General features: G+C 65.0%; 11 protein-coding genes. 1 reads left to right on the top strand and 10 read right to left on the bottom strand.

Annotation, left to right across the window (positions count from 1 at the left end):
- Positions 1–71 precede the first annotated feature (71 nt).
- Genes SAMIE_RS09725 through SAMIE_RS09715 form a run of 3 tightly spaced genes read right to left on the bottom strand, consistent with a single transcriptional unit; the run spans position 72 to position 8,113 of the window.
- Positions 72–3,023, bottom strand: coding sequence for an amidohydrolase family protein (locus SAMIE_RS09725; protein ID WP_066703756.1), 2,952 nt, complete (start codon positions 3,021–3,023; stop codon positions 72–74).
- 35 nt (positions 3,024–3,058) lie between these two features.
- Positions 3,059–4,912 carry a gamma-glutamyltransferase family protein gene (locus SAMIE_RS09720; protein WP_066703746.1) on the bottom strand — a complete coding sequence of 618 codons (1,854 nt, stop codon included), beginning with the start codon at positions 4,910–4,912 and terminating at the stop codon, positions 3,059–3,061.
- 57 nt (positions 4,913–4,969) lie between these two features.
- Entirely contained in the window at positions 4,970–8,113 is a 3,144-nt protein-coding gene (locus SAMIE_RS09715) for a TonB-dependent receptor domain-containing protein (RefSeq protein ID WP_083952624.1), read from the bottom strand.
- 441 nt (positions 8,114–8,554) lie between these two features.
- Here SAMIE_RS09715 and SAMIE_RS09710 point away from each other — a divergent pair, with 441 nt between their 5' ends.
- Positions 8,555–10,432 carry a gamma-glutamyltransferase family protein gene (locus SAMIE_RS09710; RefSeq protein ID WP_066703744.1) on the top strand — a complete coding sequence of 626 codons (1,878 nt, stop codon included), beginning with the start codon at positions 8,555–8,557 and terminating at the stop codon, positions 10,430–10,432.
- 23 nt (positions 10,433–10,455) lie between these two features.
- Here SAMIE_RS09710 and SAMIE_RS09705 read toward each other — a convergent pair whose 3' ends face one another.
- The 7 genes from SAMIE_RS09705 to SAMIE_RS09675 are packed head-to-tail and all read right to left on the bottom strand — an operon-like array spanning position 10,456 to position 16,610.
- The gene (locus tag SAMIE_RS09705; protein WP_066703742.1) at positions 10,456–11,364 is read right to left on the bottom strand and encodes an NAD-dependent epimerase/dehydratase family protein; all 909 of its coding nucleotides are present in this window, start codon (positions 11,362–11,364) and stop codon (positions 10,456–10,458) included.
- Between the two features lie 7 nt (positions 11,365–11,371).
- Positions 11,372–11,941: a cupin domain-containing protein gene (locus SAMIE_RS09700; RefSeq protein WP_066703740.1), complete on the bottom strand. Its 570-nt coding sequence runs from the start codon at positions 11,939–11,941 to the stop codon at positions 11,372–11,374.
- A gap of 6 nt (positions 11,942–11,947) precedes the next feature.
- Complete coding sequence (locus SAMIE_RS09695) at positions 11,948–12,412, bottom strand: hypothetical protein (protein ID WP_126516807.1); 465 nt, start codon at positions 12,410–12,412, stop codon at positions 11,948–11,950.
- Complete coding sequence (locus tag SAMIE_RS09690; RefSeq protein ID WP_066704340.1) at positions 12,412–13,569, bottom strand: alpha/beta hydrolase family protein; 1,158 nt, start codon at positions 13,567–13,569, stop codon at positions 12,412–12,414. The genes SAMIE_RS09695 and SAMIE_RS09690 overlap by 1 nt, the downstream gene beginning before the upstream one ends.
- Before the next feature lie 5 nt (positions 13,570–13,574).
- A complete protein-coding gene (locus SAMIE_RS09685; protein ID WP_066704338.1) occupies positions 13,575–14,477 on the bottom strand; it encodes a VOC family protein in 903 nt (300 codons plus the stop codon).
- Positions 14,478–14,488: 11 nt separating this feature from the next.
- Positions 14,489–15,604, bottom strand: a complete 1,116-nt coding sequence (locus SAMIE_RS09680) for an FAD-dependent oxidoreductase (protein ID WP_066703505.1) — start codon at positions 15,602–15,604, stop codon at positions 14,489–14,491.
- A 37-nt stretch (positions 15,605–15,641) separates the two neighbouring features.
- A complete protein-coding gene (locus tag SAMIE_RS09675; RefSeq protein ID WP_066703504.1) occupies positions 15,642–16,610 on the bottom strand; it encodes an MBL fold metallo-hydrolase in 969 nt (322 codons plus the stop codon).
- Position 16,611 lies beyond the last annotated feature (1 nt).

The following is a 16,611-nucleotide window of genomic DNA, read 5'->3' as shown; positions in this document are numbered from 1 at the left end:
AAGAGGGAGCTGTGGCAAGCGAAAACGCAGGCGGGTTCGCTCAGGCCACAGGCTATCAAGATTTCCGGCGATCATTCTTTGGGCGGACGCACCAGATCCTCCTCGTCGAACACATTGCCGTTCGCGATGACCTTGGCGACATTGAATGTGTTCGCGATGTCGGCGCGGGGGTCTCCTTTCAGGAGGACGATGTCGGCGAGCTTGCCCGCCTCAAGCGTTCCGGCATCCAGTAATAGCGCCCTGGCGCTGTTGACCGTCGCGGTCTGGAGCGCCTGAAACGGTGTCAGGCCCGCATCGACATAGGATGCGATTTCCGAATGGAGATTTGTCGCGATGATCGTGTCCGTTCCTGCGGTTACAAAGGTGCCTGCGTCATACATGGCCTTGAGCGACTTGAGGCTGCCCGCCATCAGAGGCCGCAGCATTGCCGCCATGGGGTCCTGATCCCGCACCGATTTCTGCGCCCATACCGGGTAGAGGTTGACGCGCGGATCGTCGCGATAGGCGGGATGCTGCTCCAGATAGCCCGTGAGCGATCCGAACATCGTGGGCGTCAGAGTGCGGCCGCTGCGCGCGAACAACTGGACTACGTCCTCATAGGCCATGCCCTGCGGCCCCTGCTTGGGCGAATAGCCGCGCCGGCTGGTCGCACCCAGATGCTCGGTCGCGTCGACGCCAGTATAGGCGGCCGGGTAGATTTCATGGCCCGACACCGGGATTCCCATCGCGTGCGCTGCTTCCACGATGCGCCGCTGGTAAAGGTCGGGCATGCGGACATAGCTTTTCATCATGTCATATTTGAGCAGACGGATGCGTTTCAGTTCCCGCTCCAGATGGGCGGGGCTGGAGACGGCGATGCCCATTTTATAATAGACGCGCTGCCATTCCATCAGCGGGCTGCCGGTATAGATGCGCGGCCCGATCCGCACGCCTGCTTCGCTCGCCTCGCGGTCCTCCAGTCCGTCATAGACCTGCGCGCCCGGATCGCGGACGGTGGTGATGCCATAGGCGAGCCACGCCTTGTGCTGGTTCGCGCCGAAATCCTTCTGCACATGGCTGTGATGTTCGATCAGGCCGGGGATGGCGGTCAGGCCGGTCCCGTCGACCAGCTTGCCAGCCGCATGCAAGGCCGGGTCATGATCCTGCACCGCGACGATGCGGTTGCCCTCGATCACGATGTCCTTGTCGTGCTGCGTCTCGTCGCGGACGGAATCGACCAGATTGCTGACATGGACGATTGTGCTCCCGGTCGGTTTGGCCAGCCGGTAGGTCAGGTCCAGCGGGATGTCCGTGACCTTTCCGGTTTCCAGATCGACCGTCTTCAGCTTGTCGGCAGACTGGTAAAGGATTGTCTTCGAGTCCGCCGTCCATGTCGGGAAATAGGCGATTTCGGAGCTGTAGCTGCGTGGCGGACCCATCGGTTTGCCGTCCGGATCGACAGGCCAGATCTTGAGCAGCCCTTCGTAGATCGCTGCCATCTTCGTCCCGTCCGGCGACCATGTCGGGCCGCCGCCGCCGCGCGTGTCCATCGACATGTTGGCTTCCGGGATCTGCCAGAAGGGTTCGCCCTTGCCGTCCGCCGGGATGACATAGACCTGATTGGTCCCCTCCCGGAAGCTGTTGGAATATTTGTAGGACAGGCTGATCGCGACATATTTGCCGTCCGCTGACCAGCTCGGACTGCCCGGCTGGCCGAGCGACCCTTGCAGCCGCGTGATCGCGCCGGTCGCGACGTCGATGATGCAGACGCCAGCAACGCCCCAGCGGCCGTCAACGTCGATATAGGCGATACGCTTCCCGTCCGGGGACCATGCCGCGCCGAGCGGTTGTGTGTCGATATCGGTCAGCTTGCGGTCCTTGCCGCTCGCAAGGTCGCGGACCCAGAGTTGCGGAAGACCGCCGCCCTTGTCGGACGTGTAGGCGATCTGCTTTCCATCGGGCGACCATGCCGGGTCGGCATCCAGCGCCCCGTCCCTGGTCAGATTTTCCGGCGTCCCACCCTTCGACGACATCAGATAGAGGTCGCCCAGAGCGACGAAGGCGATGCGGCTGCCGTCGGGCGAAATGGTCGGATGGACGATGCCCAGCGCCTTGCGCGGCGCTTCGCTGTCCCAGTCGCGCATGGCGCGCTTATATTGGGGCTTCACGACCTCCAGCGTGGCGGAGAAGGGAATGGTGGAGAGCTTTGTGCTGGTGCGGTGCCTCAGCTTGCCGTCCGAAACATAATAATAGCCGCTTTTCCCCCACGAAACGCGGAAGGGGAAAACATTCTCCGCACCGCTGACGGGGGCGCCGTCTATTTCCAACCGGCTGCCGCTCGCATCCTGCACGACATAGGCGAGTTCCCCCTTCGGCCCGAAGGACGGCGCGTCGACCCGGCCCTTGACCTCGCGCAGCGGAGTTTCGGCTCCGGTGGCGAGCGTGGTCGCGTAGAGGCCTGTCTTTGCACCTTCCGTCCCGGAATAGGCGATCCGTGCGCCATCGGGCGACCATGTCGGCATGCGATCCTCGCGCGGAGCGCTGCTGACCTGTTTGATCGCGCCGGATGTCAGATCCAGCGTCCAGATGTCGTAATTGCCGCTGCGGTCGGAGGAGAAGGCGATCGTCCCGCCATCGGGGGAGAAAGCCGGTTCCCGGTCGTCATAGGCGCCTTGCGTCAGCTTGCGCGCGCCGCTGCCATCCGGTCGGATCGTCCATAGATCATAGCCGCCTTCACGATAGGCGAAATAGGCGAGCGCCTTGCCGTCCGGCGCCCAGACCGGCTGGCGCGCATCGTTGAAATAGTCGGTGATCCGCACCGCCTTGCCGCCCTTTGCCGGGACGATCCAGAGGCTGCCCTGAAGATCGACCGCAAGCCATTTGCCGTCCGGAGACACGGATACGGCCATCGAAGTGCCTTCATGCACATCGAACGCGACGGGTTTCTCTCCGCCGGGCGGGGGCAGGTTGGCGGGCGCCGCATGGGCGAGTGGCGCGCCTGCGAGCAAAAATGCGGCTATGGTCGATTGCAACGATCCGGTCATGCCCTGCGTCCCCTGTTCTCTCTAATATTCCCGATTCAGTATCCGACCGCATATCCCATGCGGCGCGGGTCGGCCCCTCCCATCCGGGTGCCGGACGGATCGACCATGATCCCCTGCACGCTGCCGATGGCATAGGGGCCGACCGGCTCGATCCGATGACCCATGGCGGTTAGCCCCTCCAGCACCGCGGGCGAAAAGCGGTCCTCCGCCTGAACGGTGATCGCCGCACCGGGCCTGTAGAAATTGGGATCTGCGTCGAAAGCGAAGCGCGGCGCTTCGATGGCGGCCTGAATGGGCATCTGCCGGTCGATGGCATTGACGAGAAACTGGAACTGCGTCTGGCCGATCGTTTCGCCGCCCGGCGAACCGAAGACCAGCTTCAACCGTCCCTTGTCGAGGACGATGGTCGGACCGTTGCCGAGCAGCGGCACCTTGCCCGGCGCGCGCATGTTGGGGTGGCCGGCGTAGGGCGCGGTGGAGCCGAGGCGCAGCCCGTTATTGAACAGGATGCCGGTGCTGCCCATGACGAGGAAGGTGCCGAATCCGCCGCCCACTGTCGTCGTGACCGCGATGGCATTGCCGTCCGCATCCACGGCCGAGAGGCTGGTGGTGTCGCCACCGCGCGTGCGCTCGTCCCGCGCCGCGAACTTTCTGGCCGGAAGAGCCGCGAGCGTCGGCGTCCCGCCTTCCGGGTAGACGCCCGCACGGGCCGGGTCGATCAGCTTGCGCCGCTGAGCCGCATAGGCCTTCGACAGCAGCGCTTCGACCGGTGTCTGGCTGAACCTGGGATCGGCGGCATATTTATAGACATCCGCCTTGGCGACCTTGATCGCCTCGATCAGAAGATGCGTGAAGCGCGGATCGTCCGGCGGCAGCGCCGCGAGATCGAACCCTTCGACAAGATTCAGCTGCTCGCACAGTTCCAGACCGGTGCGCGATGTGAGCGGGCTGCAAAAGACATCAAGGCCGCGATAATTCGTCGTGACCGGCTTGTCCCAGCGCGGCTGATAGCTTTTCAGGTCGTCAAGCCGCAGCCATCCGCCCGTTTCAGCCGAGAATCGGGCGAACTCCTGCGCGATGGGGCCGGTGTAAAAATAATCATAGGCCGCCTGAAGCGCACGGTCGCGGTCTGCGCCGCCCTTCAGCGCCTTCGTCTCTGCATCCGCCAGCGACTGAAGGGTGCGCGCCAGATCGGGATTGCGGAAGATCGAGCGCGGAGCAGGGGGCTTTCCTCCCGGCAGGAAAATCGCCGCGCTGCTGGGGTAGAGCGCCAGCGTCTTCTGTGCGCGGGCGATGAAAAGGGCAATCGACGGATCGAGCGGATGCCCGTCGCGGGCGTAGCCGATGGCGGGTTCCAGCAGCACCGACAGCGGCAGCTTTCCGAACCGGCGGACGAGCGCGATCCACCCGCCGAACGCACCCGGCACCGTCAGCGCCTTCGGTCCATGGTCAAGCGCCGCCGGATCGACCTGCGGATCGAGCAGCCGGGGCGCGCCGCCGGTGAAAGCGAGCGAATGGACGGCCCCGCTCCTGCGGTCGAGGCAGGTGGCAAAGCCGTTGCCACCCGCGCTCGATGCCCAGGGTTCCACCACGTTCATGACCGCCATCGCCGCGACGACCGCATCCGCCGCCGTGCCGCCCTGCATCAGCATGCGCGTGCCCGCCATGGCGGCGAGCGGGTGCCCGGCGGTCACGCCGCCATGGGGCATCGGCACTTCCACACGATGCGCGGCGACGCTTGCCCCGCCTGATCGCGGCGCATCGGGCGCCCGCGCACCCGACTGGGCCTTCGCCGAACGGGGCAGGGCAGCCAGTCCGACGCCCGCCAGCCCCGCCGCCAGCATTTCGCGTCGATCCAGAGAAGCGGAAGGTGGACGCCGGTCGGCCATATAAATCCTCATTCCTGAAAAAGGGGAGGGCGCTGCAGCACGCTCTCCCCACAGAGCCTAGAAGCTCTTCTTGATGCTCGTATACCAGTAGCGCGCCTGAGGCGTGTAGACGCTCGACAGATAGCCGGTGGAAGCGAGCGGCGGGTCCTTATCGAAGATGTTGCGCGCTCCGACCTGAATTGACGTACCGTTGAGCGGTCCGTCATTCTTGAACGTATATTGTGCGTAGAGATTGACGGTGGTCTGCCCCTTCACCACCCACTTCGTGTTGGTCGCGTCGAACACCGCATTTTCATACACATCGTCGACAAATTGGGTGAAAGCGCCGATCTTGACCGGCCCCATCGTCCAGTCGAGCGTAGCGGAAATGCGCCAGCGCGGCTGGCCATCGCGCCCGATCACGTCGCCGCCGCCCTGCACGGGCACGGATCGACTGATCTCACCCGCACCCTGCGCGTCGATCACCTGCTGCACGGCGGCGGGCGCATCGACGAAGTAGCTGATGAGGCGCGATGCGTTGACGTTGAACGAGAAGGTGCCGAGCGCTGCCGTTGGCAGATAATAATCGAGGCCGAAATCAATGCCCTGTACCGTGACCGGCAGCAAATTCTGGAAATTGGCCACGACGTAGAGCAACTCGCCCACGGGCGCCAGCCCGGTTCCGGCGGTCAGATCAATGTCAGTTTGGGTTGGGGCACGGCGGACCACATTGGGATTGCTGCTGCCCTGCGTGCGCAGCAGATAGTCGAGGTTCAGCGCATTCTGATAGTCGAGCAGGCCAACCACATTCTTCTGCTGGATCTTCCACCGGTCGACCGTGAAAGTGACCTTGCCCCACCCATCGCCCAGTGGCGGCGAGAAGACCGCGCCGAAGCTCCAGCTCGTCGATTCCTCCGGCTTCAGCTTCGGGTTGCCGCCGCTACGCCGCAGGACGGAAATGCTGCGCGCGCATTGTGAGAAGTTGGCGATCCGCCCGGCGCGCACGTCCGCTTCGCACAGCACATAGTCGATGCCCGTGTTCACGCGGTCGAGCGTGGATGTGTTGATGACTTCCAGGTTCGGCGCGCGGAAACCCTGCGACCATGACCCGCGCAGCCGCATGCCCTCCAGCAATTCCCACGATCCCGCGATCTTGGGCTTCGCGACCGATCCTACGTCGCTATAATCTTCGTATCGGCCCGCGATCTGGAATTCGAGCGAGCGGAAGAAGGGCACTTCCATTTCCGGGCTGAAGATCGGGATTGCGAGTTCGGCATAGGCCGACTTGACGTTCCGCTTGCCGCGCACGTCGGGCGAGGGGCTGGCGCCGCCAAGGTCGGACCCGTAGAAGATGCCCGTTACCGCGTCGGTATAGGTTGTATCGACGCCCGCGACGCCGCCCTGATAGGTGGAACGATTGTCGTGATAGGTTTCGCGGCGATATTCGATGCCCGCAGCGACGCCGATGCTGTTACCGCCCCACAATCCGATCAGATCGTTGTTCGAAATCTTGAAGTCGGCGAGCGCAAGGCTGGTGCGTGTGCGGCGGGTCGCGTCGATCATGAAGCTGTCGATGGTCGCCTGCGAATTGGGGGTGCAATCGCCGATTGAAGGCTTGTCGATGCAGCCGCCATTGAAGGGGTTATAGGCGTCGGGCGTCGTGCGGTTGATCGCCCGTTGCAGCAATGTGTTGGAAAAATTCCTCTGCGTATCCGCCGCGGTTGCCCAGGTGTAGAGCGCGGCGCTGTCGAAATCCCAGTCGCCAAGGCTGCCGCGCACGCCGCCCAGGAACCGATATTGGTAGTTGGTCACATCGACCGGCCGCGATCCCACATCGACATAGCTGAGCGCGGTGATCTGCACCGGCAGCCCCTCCGCCGGAACGACGGCGGTGGACAGGCCCGGCAGGCGGTTGGCGGAACCGACCGGTCCCAGCGGGTTCCAGTAGGCATTGGCCGCCACCGTGATCGGGATGTTCGCCAGCGATCCCGGCGCGCCGATGGTGGCATGGGTGACGCCGCGATAGAATCCCGCCTCGCCGAACAGGGTGATATTATCCGTCAGGTCGAAATGCGCATTGGCGAACAGATTGATGCGCCGCACGGACGGCTGGGTGGTCAGATCCTTGAACGTGCCCGGCGAATCGAAACGCAGGTTGGAGTCGATATTCGCCATTTCAGTGACGCCATTGCCATCGTCATAGCACATGCCCGGCGTCCCCGCCGCGATGCGGCAGCCGCTGTTGGTGTTGGGCTGGATATGCCACTGGGCCGATGCGTTGCTGAACGCGGTCCCGTTGCTGGCGATGCTCCGGTTGAGGAAGCTCACGACGCCGTTCGCGCTCGGTGTGGCGTTGAGGGCGCGGAATGTGCCCCATGGTGTCGACGTGCCGGTGCCATTGAAGGCGTTGACGTTCGCAAAGCTTGTGCCCGCCACGAACGGACGGCGGTCCGCAACGGCGGTATAATCCTGATCGGCCAGATAGAGCTTCGACTTACGCGCATAGCCGGCGAACAGCGAGATGTTGCCGCGGCCTTCCGCAAAGTCCGTTCCGACAAGGCCGTTCACGGCCAGCTCACGCAGGTTGGTTCCTTCCGCGCCGCCATATTGAATATCGAACTTGGCGCCTTTGTAATCGGAATTGAGCACGTTGTTGACGACACCCGCCACCGCATCCGATCCATAGAGCGCCGCTGCGCCATCGCGCAGGACTTCGACGCGGGCGATGTTGCCGACCGGGATGGTGTTGGCGTTGTAGCCGAATGTGGGAACGCCGGAATCGATCACGCCCGTGATCGCCTGCGATGTCGGGTGCAGCACGGTCCGGCGACCGTTGATGAGCAGCAGCGTATTGCCCTGGCCCAGGCCGCGCAGCGACACGGTGGATACGTCGCCGCGTGCCGCGTTGGCGTTGCCGCCGCCCAGAACCTGTTCATTGAAGGTGACGCCGCCCAGTTGCGGGATGGACCGGAACAGGTCTGCGCCGGATACCGCCGCCACGGCTTCGATCTGTTGTTCGCCCACGACGCTGACGGGCAGGGCGCCGGTCGTGTTCGCACCCCTGATCTGCGATCCGATGACGACGATTTCCGCCGCCGGCTGTTCCTCGCTCTGAGGCGCTGCGTCACTGGCCGTCTGGGCCGCCGCGCTTCCGATGGCGAAGGCGCTCAGGCTTGCTCCGGCTAATATTCGCAAATGTCTCGCTTTGATCTTGACCCTCATGTTTCTGTTCCCCTGTTTGCGATGCGCCTTCTCCTCAGGGCCATTCCAGGGCGTGCGGGCTTATCGGCTGACTGACCGGGCAAGCGCGTCCCGTAGCCCGCGTGGAATGCGGTGGGCGCGATCGTCGTTCTTGAATTCCGGGCAGCGTATCAGCAGACCCCCATGAACTGGATTGCCGGCACCTTCCCCTTGGGCGCGAGTTATCGAGGGCGATGAAAACAGCGCCACAGATGCGTCCGCCACCCCGCTCCGGCGCACGCTTCGTTTCCATAAGACTGATGACCGCGAAATTTCCGCCACTCAAATTGAAAGAAATGTGAAATTTATTGAATGCACCAATATGGATGGCGGAGATGGCCGCGCCTTTCGTTGATTTTGGATCGGATCGACTGACAGCGCCTCTCTTCGCAGGTTGCCGGTCACGAACAGGGGATAGCGATCATGACCGAAAGGCCGGAAAACAGGGTTTCCCGCCGCGAGCTTGCCGCTCTAGCCATGGCTGGGGCGGTTGTAACCGGATTGGAGGGAAGAGCGGGCGGGCAAACCGCGGCGGCACCGAAAGCGGCGATAGAACCAACCAGATTGGTGAGTGCGGGAGAAACCCTCCGGCCTGAAATCGTCGGCAGTTTCGGCATTGTCGCGGCGGGCCGCCATTATGCGGTGGCTGCCGGGACGCGCATTTTGATGGCTGGCGGCAACGCCACCGACGCAGGTGTCGCCGCCGTGTTCGCCGCCGCTGTCACCGAAATTTCCCACTTCGGCTTCGGCGGAGAAGCACCGACCATCATCTATGACGCGAAGGCGAAAAAGGTCTCGGTCGTGAACGGGCAGGGGACGGCGCCCGCACTCGCGACGCCCGCCCGGTTCGCCGCGGCGGGCGTGATCCCCGGCAACGGTCCCAATGGCGGCACTATTCCGGCCATGGTCGATGCGATGGCGCTTGCTCTGCAACTTAACGGCACCATGACCCTGCATCAGGTGATGCAGCCCGCCATCGAACTGGCGGACGGTTTCGTCATGTATAATTTCCTCGCCGAAGTCTTTGTCAGCCAGCAGAAGGCGACGTCTAAATGGGCGGATGCTTATGCCGCCTATTATCCCGGCGGACAGCCGCCCCGCACCGGCGAAATCTTCCGCCAGCCCAATCTCGCCCGCACGATGCGGATCATCGCCGATGCCGATGCGGCGGCGTTCGCCAAAGCCAAGGATCGCAAGGCCGCGATCCAGGCGGGGCGCGACGCTTTCTACAAGGGCGACATCGCCCGGCGCATCGGCGCGGCGATGGAGCGGGACGGCGGCCTGATGCGATACGAGGATTTGGCGCGCTACAAGGGCAAGGTCGAAGCGCCCGCCACTGCCCGCATCTTTGGCTATGACGTCTGTAAGGGCGGTTTCTGGAGTCAGGGGCCAGCCATGCTCATGGCGCTCGCCATCGCCGAGGCGGCGGGCATCGTGTCCATGGAGCCGGGGTCGGCCGATTATCTCCACATCGTCGCGGAATCCATCAAGCTCGCCTTCGACGATCGCAACATGTATTTCGGCGATCCCGATTTCGCGACCGTTCCGGCGAAGGGGCTGCTGTCGAAAAGCTACGCCGCCGCCCGCGCGGCGCAGATCGCCAGCCGCGCCTCGCTCGACCATCGCTATGGCGACCCATGGGCCTATGAGGGCAAGGCGCGCACCACGCCCGTCTTCACACCCCATATGCTCAAGGCGCCGCCGCGCCCGACCGCCGACACGACCGCGATCGAAGTGGTGGACCGGGACGGCAATCTTTTCAGTTGCACGCCCAGTTCGGGCTGGATGCTGGGCGGCGCCTATATCCCCGGCAACACGGGTGTGCCGATGAGCAATCGCATGACCGTTTTCGATCTGGACCCCGACAGCCCCAATGTGCTCGCTCCCGGCAAGCGGCCGCGCACGACGCTCTCCCCCTGCATCGTCATGAAGGACGGCGCGCCGTTCCTCGCCATCGGCACGCCGGGCGGGGACAATCAGGATCAGCAGATCATGAACGTCCTGCTGCGCGTTCTCGCTTTCGGCCAGCCGCTTCAGGCCGCCATTGAAGCGCCGCGCATCAATTCCAACCATTTCCACGGCTCCTTCGGAATCAAGAAGGACGAACCAGGTGTGCTGGAGATCGAGGATCGCGTTCCCGCACAGGTGCGCGACGATCTGTCGGCGCGGGGGCATAAGCTCGATGTGCTGGGTCCGTTCGGCGTGTCGACCGGCATCGTCGCGGCCGGCGTCGTGCCCGGCACAGGCACCCTGCGCGGCGGCGCGGATGTCCGCCGCGAGAGATATGTCTTCGGCTGGTGACGCCCGGCTCATTCAATCGTGCATCAGAAGGCCACGCCGTCCTCATGCGCGAACACGGCGTCGATCAGCGCGGGGAGATCCCTGTCCCGCACAAAGCCAAGGCTTTCGGCAAGCGGCGTCGCAAGCGGTGGATAGCTGCCGAACATGCGCCGGACCGCCACATCTTCGGCATGCGTGAAGCCATCATATCCGAAACGCTGCGATAGCCGGTCGATCAGGTCGCCGATCCGCACATGCAGGGCGGGGAGTGTGACCGGAGCGGCGACTGCGAAATCTGCGCAAAGGGCGTGAACGAGGTTGTGCGCCGTCACCTCGACCGACGCCAGCCAGCTTGTCGCCTCGCGTGCCACGGGCAGGCACAGGGGTTGGCCGGTGCGCGCGGCGTGGAAGATGTCGCTCATCCATGCCGACCCAAATCCGCCCGCGCTGACTGGTCGCGCGACCACCCCGGGCAGCCGCACCAGCACGCCGGTTATCGCGCCGCGCCGGACGGCATCGCCGAACGCCAATTCTACCATCGCCTTGTGCGTCCCGTAAACGCTGTCGGGACGCCGCAAACTGTCGTCATTGACGGGTCCGGCAGGCGCGCCACCCAGCACCGCGATGGAGCCTGCGATAACCAGCCTGCCCCCTTCCATCCGCTCGATCAGGCGCACCGGCACGTCGAGGTTGATGCGGCGCGACAGGTCGGGGTCCGCCTGCGCCGCACCGCCGGGCAGCGCCGCCAGATGCAGCAGCGCGTCGCACTCCGCCGTCGCCGCGCTCAGGACCGCTTCGTCCGTGAGATCCCCGACCAGCGTCGGCGAAGCGCTGGCCTCGGAGAAGGCGCGGTCGACCAGCAGCAGGTCGGATGGCGGCACGCCCTGCGCCATCAGCCTGCGCACCACGGCCCGGCCGATGAACCCGCCCGCACCCGTAACCGTCAGCCGCATGGGAATCTCAGCGTTTCAGGTCCGGCTCGAAAGCGCCGTCGATCAGGATGAAGGCGATGCGGCAGTTGCGGTCCGACCGGTTGGACCAGCCATGATTGGTGCCGCGCTGGATCACGATGTCGCCCGCCCGCACGGTGGTTTCGCCTTCATCCATGATGAGCACCAGCTCGCCCTCCAGCACGATGCCATAGTCGATGGTTTCGGTTCGGTGCATCAGGGCATGGCGCGATCCTTCGCCATGATGCGCCGACGCGCTGCCCGCGCCGACCTCGGCGAAATGGGCCTGCGCCTCTTCGGGCGACATGGCGCGGATGGCCTCTCCTTCCGGCGGGATATCGAGCACCCGGATGCGGGTGCCGCCCTTGGGTGGGGCGAGGATGATGCCGGTTTCGGGCGGCTCGCCGGACGCGGCATCAATGGGGGCGGGCGTCGCCTGCGTATTCCACACTTCATGGAAGATCGGACCGATCTCCCCGCCGATGCGCTGGACGCGCGGAACTGCGCCGTCCTGCTGGATGATGGCGCGGCCTGATGCATCATGACCGGTTACGATGCGGCGAACGGGAAGAAAATCCATGGCAGTTCAGTCCTTTGCAAGCGGGGTTGGGCGTAGCAGCCGTTGCAGCACGCGCCGGGTAACGAGCGCGCCGATCAGCGCGCCATAGACGATCTTGACGACAAAGGCGGGGAGGGGCGCAAGCGCGGCGATGCCGCTGCCGATCCAGATCATCGCTACGCCCCCGCCCAGCAGGGCGGACAGCGCCGCACAGATAAGTGCCATTCGGAACAATGCTGCCACGCCGGGGAGTTCCGGTGAAGCGATCCGCCCCGTTCTCACCGCCCGCCGTGCCAGCAGCGCGGGAACGAGGCAGGCCATCAGCGCGACCGGTGCGCTCTGAGGCACGAAGTCGACGGCATAGCCGCCCCATCCCGTAACCGGCACCGCGTCCCGCAAACCGAACAGGCCGAGGAAGAAAGCCGCGCTGATCGCGCCGTTTATGACTGCGCTGACCATCGTCTCGCGGGCGATGAATGCGGTCGTTCCCATCACCCCGTGGTTCCGCCCAATGTTTGGGCGAACCAGTCGGCGAGGAGGTCGCGGCCGTAGGCCATGTTGTCGGCGCCGACATGTTCGACACCGCCTTCGCGGGGGGTGAAGATCATCTTCTCGCGGCGGGGGGAGTTGATGAGCTGGTCGTAGAGATCGTCGGCGTAGGACGGGCTGATCTGCCGGTCGCTGGCGCCATGGGTGACGAGGAAGGGCACCTTGATCCGGTCCATATGACCGTTGAGGTTCATGGCCTCCGACCTGGCGAGGAAGTCGTCCTGATCCTTTGCGCCGAAGGCCCAGTGGACATGCGCCCAGTAATGCGGGACCGGGTTCTCGCCCTCGCGCGCCATGCGCCTGTCCTGCACCTCGCGCCAGTTGTGGTTCGCGCCCCACACCGCGCCGCTGGCGAAGCGCGGCTCATAGGCGACCGCGCGCGGCGCGAAATGGCCGCCGAGCGATATGCCGGTCATGCCGATGGCCCCGGGGTTCACGTCGCTCTGCTGCTCCAGCCAGTCCACCGCCTTGCTCGCCCAGCTTTCGCTGTGCGGATCGACGGGGAGGTTCTGGAGCCGCAGCGCTTCGCCGGAGCCCGGCTGGTCGACGCACAGGGTGGAGATGCCCCGCCGCGCCAGTTCGACCGGAAGGCCCGTCCAGTAGAGCAGTTCCTTGCAGCTATCGAGACCGTTGCAGAAGACGACGACAGGCTTTTTCCCTTCGCCCGGCGCGCGGGTGAACAGCGCGGGCATGGTGCCGGTATCGAGCGGGATCTCGACCCGCTCGCGATTGATCCGCCCGAGCTTCGTCGAACGGTCGAAGGCAGCGCGCGCCTTCGCATAGGTTTCCGCGCGGCCCGGCGCGCCATGGCCCTGCATCCGTTCGGCAACGAAGAGGTAGAGCGATGCGCGCTCCAGCTTGTTCGAGGCGGAGTAGGCGCGGCCCCTGCCCTCATCCTCGGCGGCAAGGTCCAGCAGCCTGTCGCCCATGCCCGCCCATGCCTTCATGAACATGGGCGTGCCCGCGTCCGCGCCGCTGGCGGCGGCGTCGAGGATCGGCTGGCACATGTCGACGATCTCGCCGATGCGCCCGCCGCTCTCCAGCGCGATCGCGACCGAGAGGTTCCAGATATAGTTGGGGAAGGGTTCGTAGAGCGCCACGGGGCTTACACCTCCCCGCCCGTGAACAGGCCGCTGTCGGCCTCCGGATGCGGCATGGTTTGCGGTCCGCCAACGCCGATGCCCCACTGGTCCATCACTTTGGGGCCGGGCACATGGACCTTCGCCTCATGGGCCTCGAAGTCCACTTCCTCCAGTTCCGAGGTATATTCGACCGCAAAGCCTGCGGGCGTGGTGAAATAGCTGAAGGTGTTGTTGCCCGCCGTGTGCCGCCCCGGACCCCAGCGCAGGTCGGTGCCCTTCTGCTTCAGGCGGTTGATGCCCACCATCATGTCGTCGACCGAGAGCATGTCATAGGCGACATGGTTGAGGCAGGGCGGTCCCGGCAGCACGGCGATGCGGTGATGCGCCGCGTTGCAGCGCAGGAAGCCCATGAAGTCGCCCAGCCAGTCCGAAACCTTAAAGCCCAGCACGTCGCAGAACCACTGCACCAGCGCCTTGTGGTCGGGCGAATGCAGCACGATGTGGCTGATCTTCTGCGGCACGCCTTCCCAGCGCTCCAGCGTCCGTGGCACGCGGACATGCACGTCGCTCGACACTTCGAAGGGCAGACCGTCGGGCGAGAAGAAGCGGAAGCCATAGCCGCCCCCCAGCGTGTCGAGATCCCTGGGCGCAAAGATGATGCGGCATCCCGACGCCGCCACCTGTCCGTGAAGCGCATCGACATCGGCCCGGCTGTCCGCCGCCAGCGCGATCACATCAACCCGCTTCTCGTCCGCCTGCCGCAGCCGGACCACATAGCCCTCCGCTCCGCCATCGGCCGCGAAATACACCATCCCGTCCCCAGAACCCGCCTCCACCAGCTTCCACTGGTCATTATAGAAAGCCCGCTCCGCCTCCACATCCGGCAACCCATAACCCACATAACGTATTTCCGTGACACGGCTCATAACGACTTCCTTCAGATCGGTTGAGAGACGACGGCGAACATCTCTGCCGTCGCCTTGTGATTATCGACCGCCGGTCCCCTGCCGATCTGCCCCATGCAGATCGCCAGCGACTGTTCGACGATGTAACGGCACCGCTCGTAGCGGCGTTCGCGATAGGCGGTGAAGGCGGCCTGCGGTGTCTCCGCTCTCGCCAGTTCCTCGGCGAGAACGATCGCGTCCTCGATCGCCATCCCTGCGCCCTGGCCCAGATGCGGGGTGGTCGCATGAACCGCGTCGCCCAGCAGCACGACCCGGCCCTTGTGCCATGGCCCATGGATCATCAGCGTTTCGAGCGGGCGATAGACGACCGCATCGTCCTGCGTGATCAGCTCCGCAAGAGCGCGAATCTGAGGCGCGGCGGCGGCCAGCTTCGACCGCATTGCCGCCGCAAGGCCGTCGCGCGGGTAGCGGGGGTTGCCCGGTTCCGGCGTCGTCGCGAACAGATACATGACCTCCGGAGACATCGGCACCAGTCCGACGCCGATCGGACCGTTATAGGCCTGAAGCGCGTCCATGCCTTCGGTCCGCGGCAGATTGTAACGCCACACCGCCTGACCCGTAAATTCCGGCTGCGGCGCATCGGGAAAGATTGTCGCGCGTGTCTGGGAATAGACGCCGTCCGCTCCGATGACGACATCGAAATTCCGGCTCGTCCCGTCCGAAAAGCGAACGGCGACGCCGTCTTCCCGCTCCTCGATCGCGGTCGCCGTCACCCCCAGTCTGACGATAGCGCCCGACCCGATGGTGCGGTCGCCCAGCACCTTGTGCAGCGCCCGCCGCCCGACGCCCATATTCGCCGGATAGCCTTCCACCAGCCGGGGCGAGGGCACCTGCGCCACCTTCGTCCCGTCCGGTGCGAAAATCTCGACCGTGTCGAAGCCAGCGCCCGACGCCACATATTCGTCGAGCAGCCCCAGATGATGCATGGCCCGCAGCACGTTCGACTGCTGGATAATGCCCACGCCATAAACCGACCAGTCGGGATCGCGCTCGATGACCGTCACGTCGAACCCTTCCCGGCGCAGCGCGATGGCGGAAGTCAGGCCGCCTATGCCGCCGCCGATGACGAGGATATTTGCCTTGTCCATAAAGCCTTGTCGTTCCTGAACTGCGAGGACCGGCCGGTCAGAACCGGTCAAGATCGTTGGCGATCGTCACCGGCCCCTTGAAAGATCGGTGAATGGCAATGTCGTATGCCGTTGAGGGTGCCTCGCCGGGGGTTCCGCCGGCCAGATGCGTGACGACGAGCGCCTTGACCTCCGCTCGTGCCGCCAGTTCTCCCACGGCCTGCGGTGTCAGGTGGTGAGTCGTCAGATGCTGTGTCATCGTCGCCTTGACGGCGGGCGGCATGTTGGGACTGACCTTACTCACCCGATCCAGCGTGGCGTCGATGTCGATCATCTCGCTGACGAGCAGATCGGCCCCACGCGCCAGCTTTTCGACCCGGTCGCTCGGCCCTGTGTCGCCGGTATAGACGATCGACCGGTCCGGCAGGTCGAAGCGATAGGCGAAGGATTTGTAGACCCGGTCCTCCGCGCTGCCTGCGGGAAAGTCGTAATGCGTGTTCTGCGCGACGCTCACCCGGAAATCGTCGACGCCCAGCGTCTGTCCGTCCGCCAGTTCGACGACTTTCACCAAGGACTGCGGCGGCGCCCAGGGCTTGCCGACGATGCCGTAACCCGCTTTTGCCGAAGGCTGAAGCGCGGCGACAAGCCCCGCGACCATCTCCTGCGTGCCGGGCGGGCCATAGACGGTCAGCACGTCGCGCGCTTCGGTCTGGTTGCGCAGGCCGAGGATCGCCGACAGGCCGCCGACATGGTCGATATGGAGATGGCTGAGGAAGACGGCGCGCACCTTCGTCAGTGGCACGCCGATGCGGCCAAGCTGGCCGACCGTGCCGTCGCCTGCATCGACCAGATAGACATTGTCGCCCCGGATGATGGCATTGGCGGGCTGCGACCGCCGACCGTCCGGAACCGGCCCGCCCATCGTGCCCAATGTGACGAACTGCGACCCGGAAGGCGCGACGGGCGGCTGTGCGAACAACGATGTGGACAGCAGCAGCGCACCGAGCGCCGCTGCCTTCACGGTCATG

The organism is Sphingobium amiense, assembly GCF_003967075.1.
GTDB classification, from domain to species: Bacteria; Pseudomonadota; Alphaproteobacteria; order Sphingomonadales; family Sphingomonadaceae; genus Sphingobium; species Sphingobium amiense.
The sequence above is the reverse complement of the archived record's forward strand: the minus strand, read 5'-3'. Positions and strand labels throughout refer to the sequence as shown.

Excerpts from the sequence above, each read along its gene's own strand:
- SAMIE_RS09720 (WP_066703746.1), bottom strand. The coding sequence starts at position 4,912 with ATGGCCGACCGGCGTCCACCTTCCGCTTCTCTGGATCGACGCGAAATG.
- SAMIE_RS09695 (WP_126516807.1), bottom strand. The coding sequence starts at position 12,412 with ATGGGAACGACCGCATTCATCGCCCGCGAGACGATGGTCAGCGCAGTC.
- SAMIE_RS09680 (WP_066703505.1), bottom strand. The coding sequence starts at position 15,604 with ATGGACAAGGCAAATATCCTCGTCATCGGCGGCGGCATAGGCGGCCTG.
- SAMIE_RS09710 (WP_066703744.1), top strand. The coding sequence starts at position 8,555 with ATGACCGAAAGGCCGGAAAACAGGGTTTCCCGCCGCGAGCTTGCCGCT.
- SAMIE_RS09700 (WP_066703740.1), bottom strand. The coding sequence starts at position 11,941 with ATGGATTTTCTTCCCGTTCGCCGCATCGTAACCGGTCATGATGCATCA.
- SAMIE_RS09705 (WP_066703742.1), bottom strand. The coding sequence starts at position 11,364 with ATGCGGCTGACGGTTACGGGTGCGGGCGGGTTCATCGGCCGGGCCGTG.
- SAMIE_RS09715 (WP_083952624.1), bottom strand. The coding sequence starts at position 8,113 with ATGAGGGTCAAGATCAAAGCGAGACATTTGCGAATATTAGCCGGAGCA.
- SAMIE_RS09685 (WP_066704338.1), bottom strand. The coding sequence starts at position 14,477 with ATGAGCCGTGTCACGGAAATACGTTATGTGGGTTATGGGTTGCCGGAT.
- SAMIE_RS09675 (WP_066703504.1), bottom strand. The coding sequence starts at position 16,610 with ATGACCGTGAAGGCAGCGGCGCTCGGTGCGCTGCTGCTGTCCACATCG.
- SAMIE_RS09725 (WP_066703756.1), bottom strand. The coding sequence starts at position 3,023 with ATGACCGGATCGTTGCAATCGACCATAGCCGCATTTTTGCTCGCAGGC.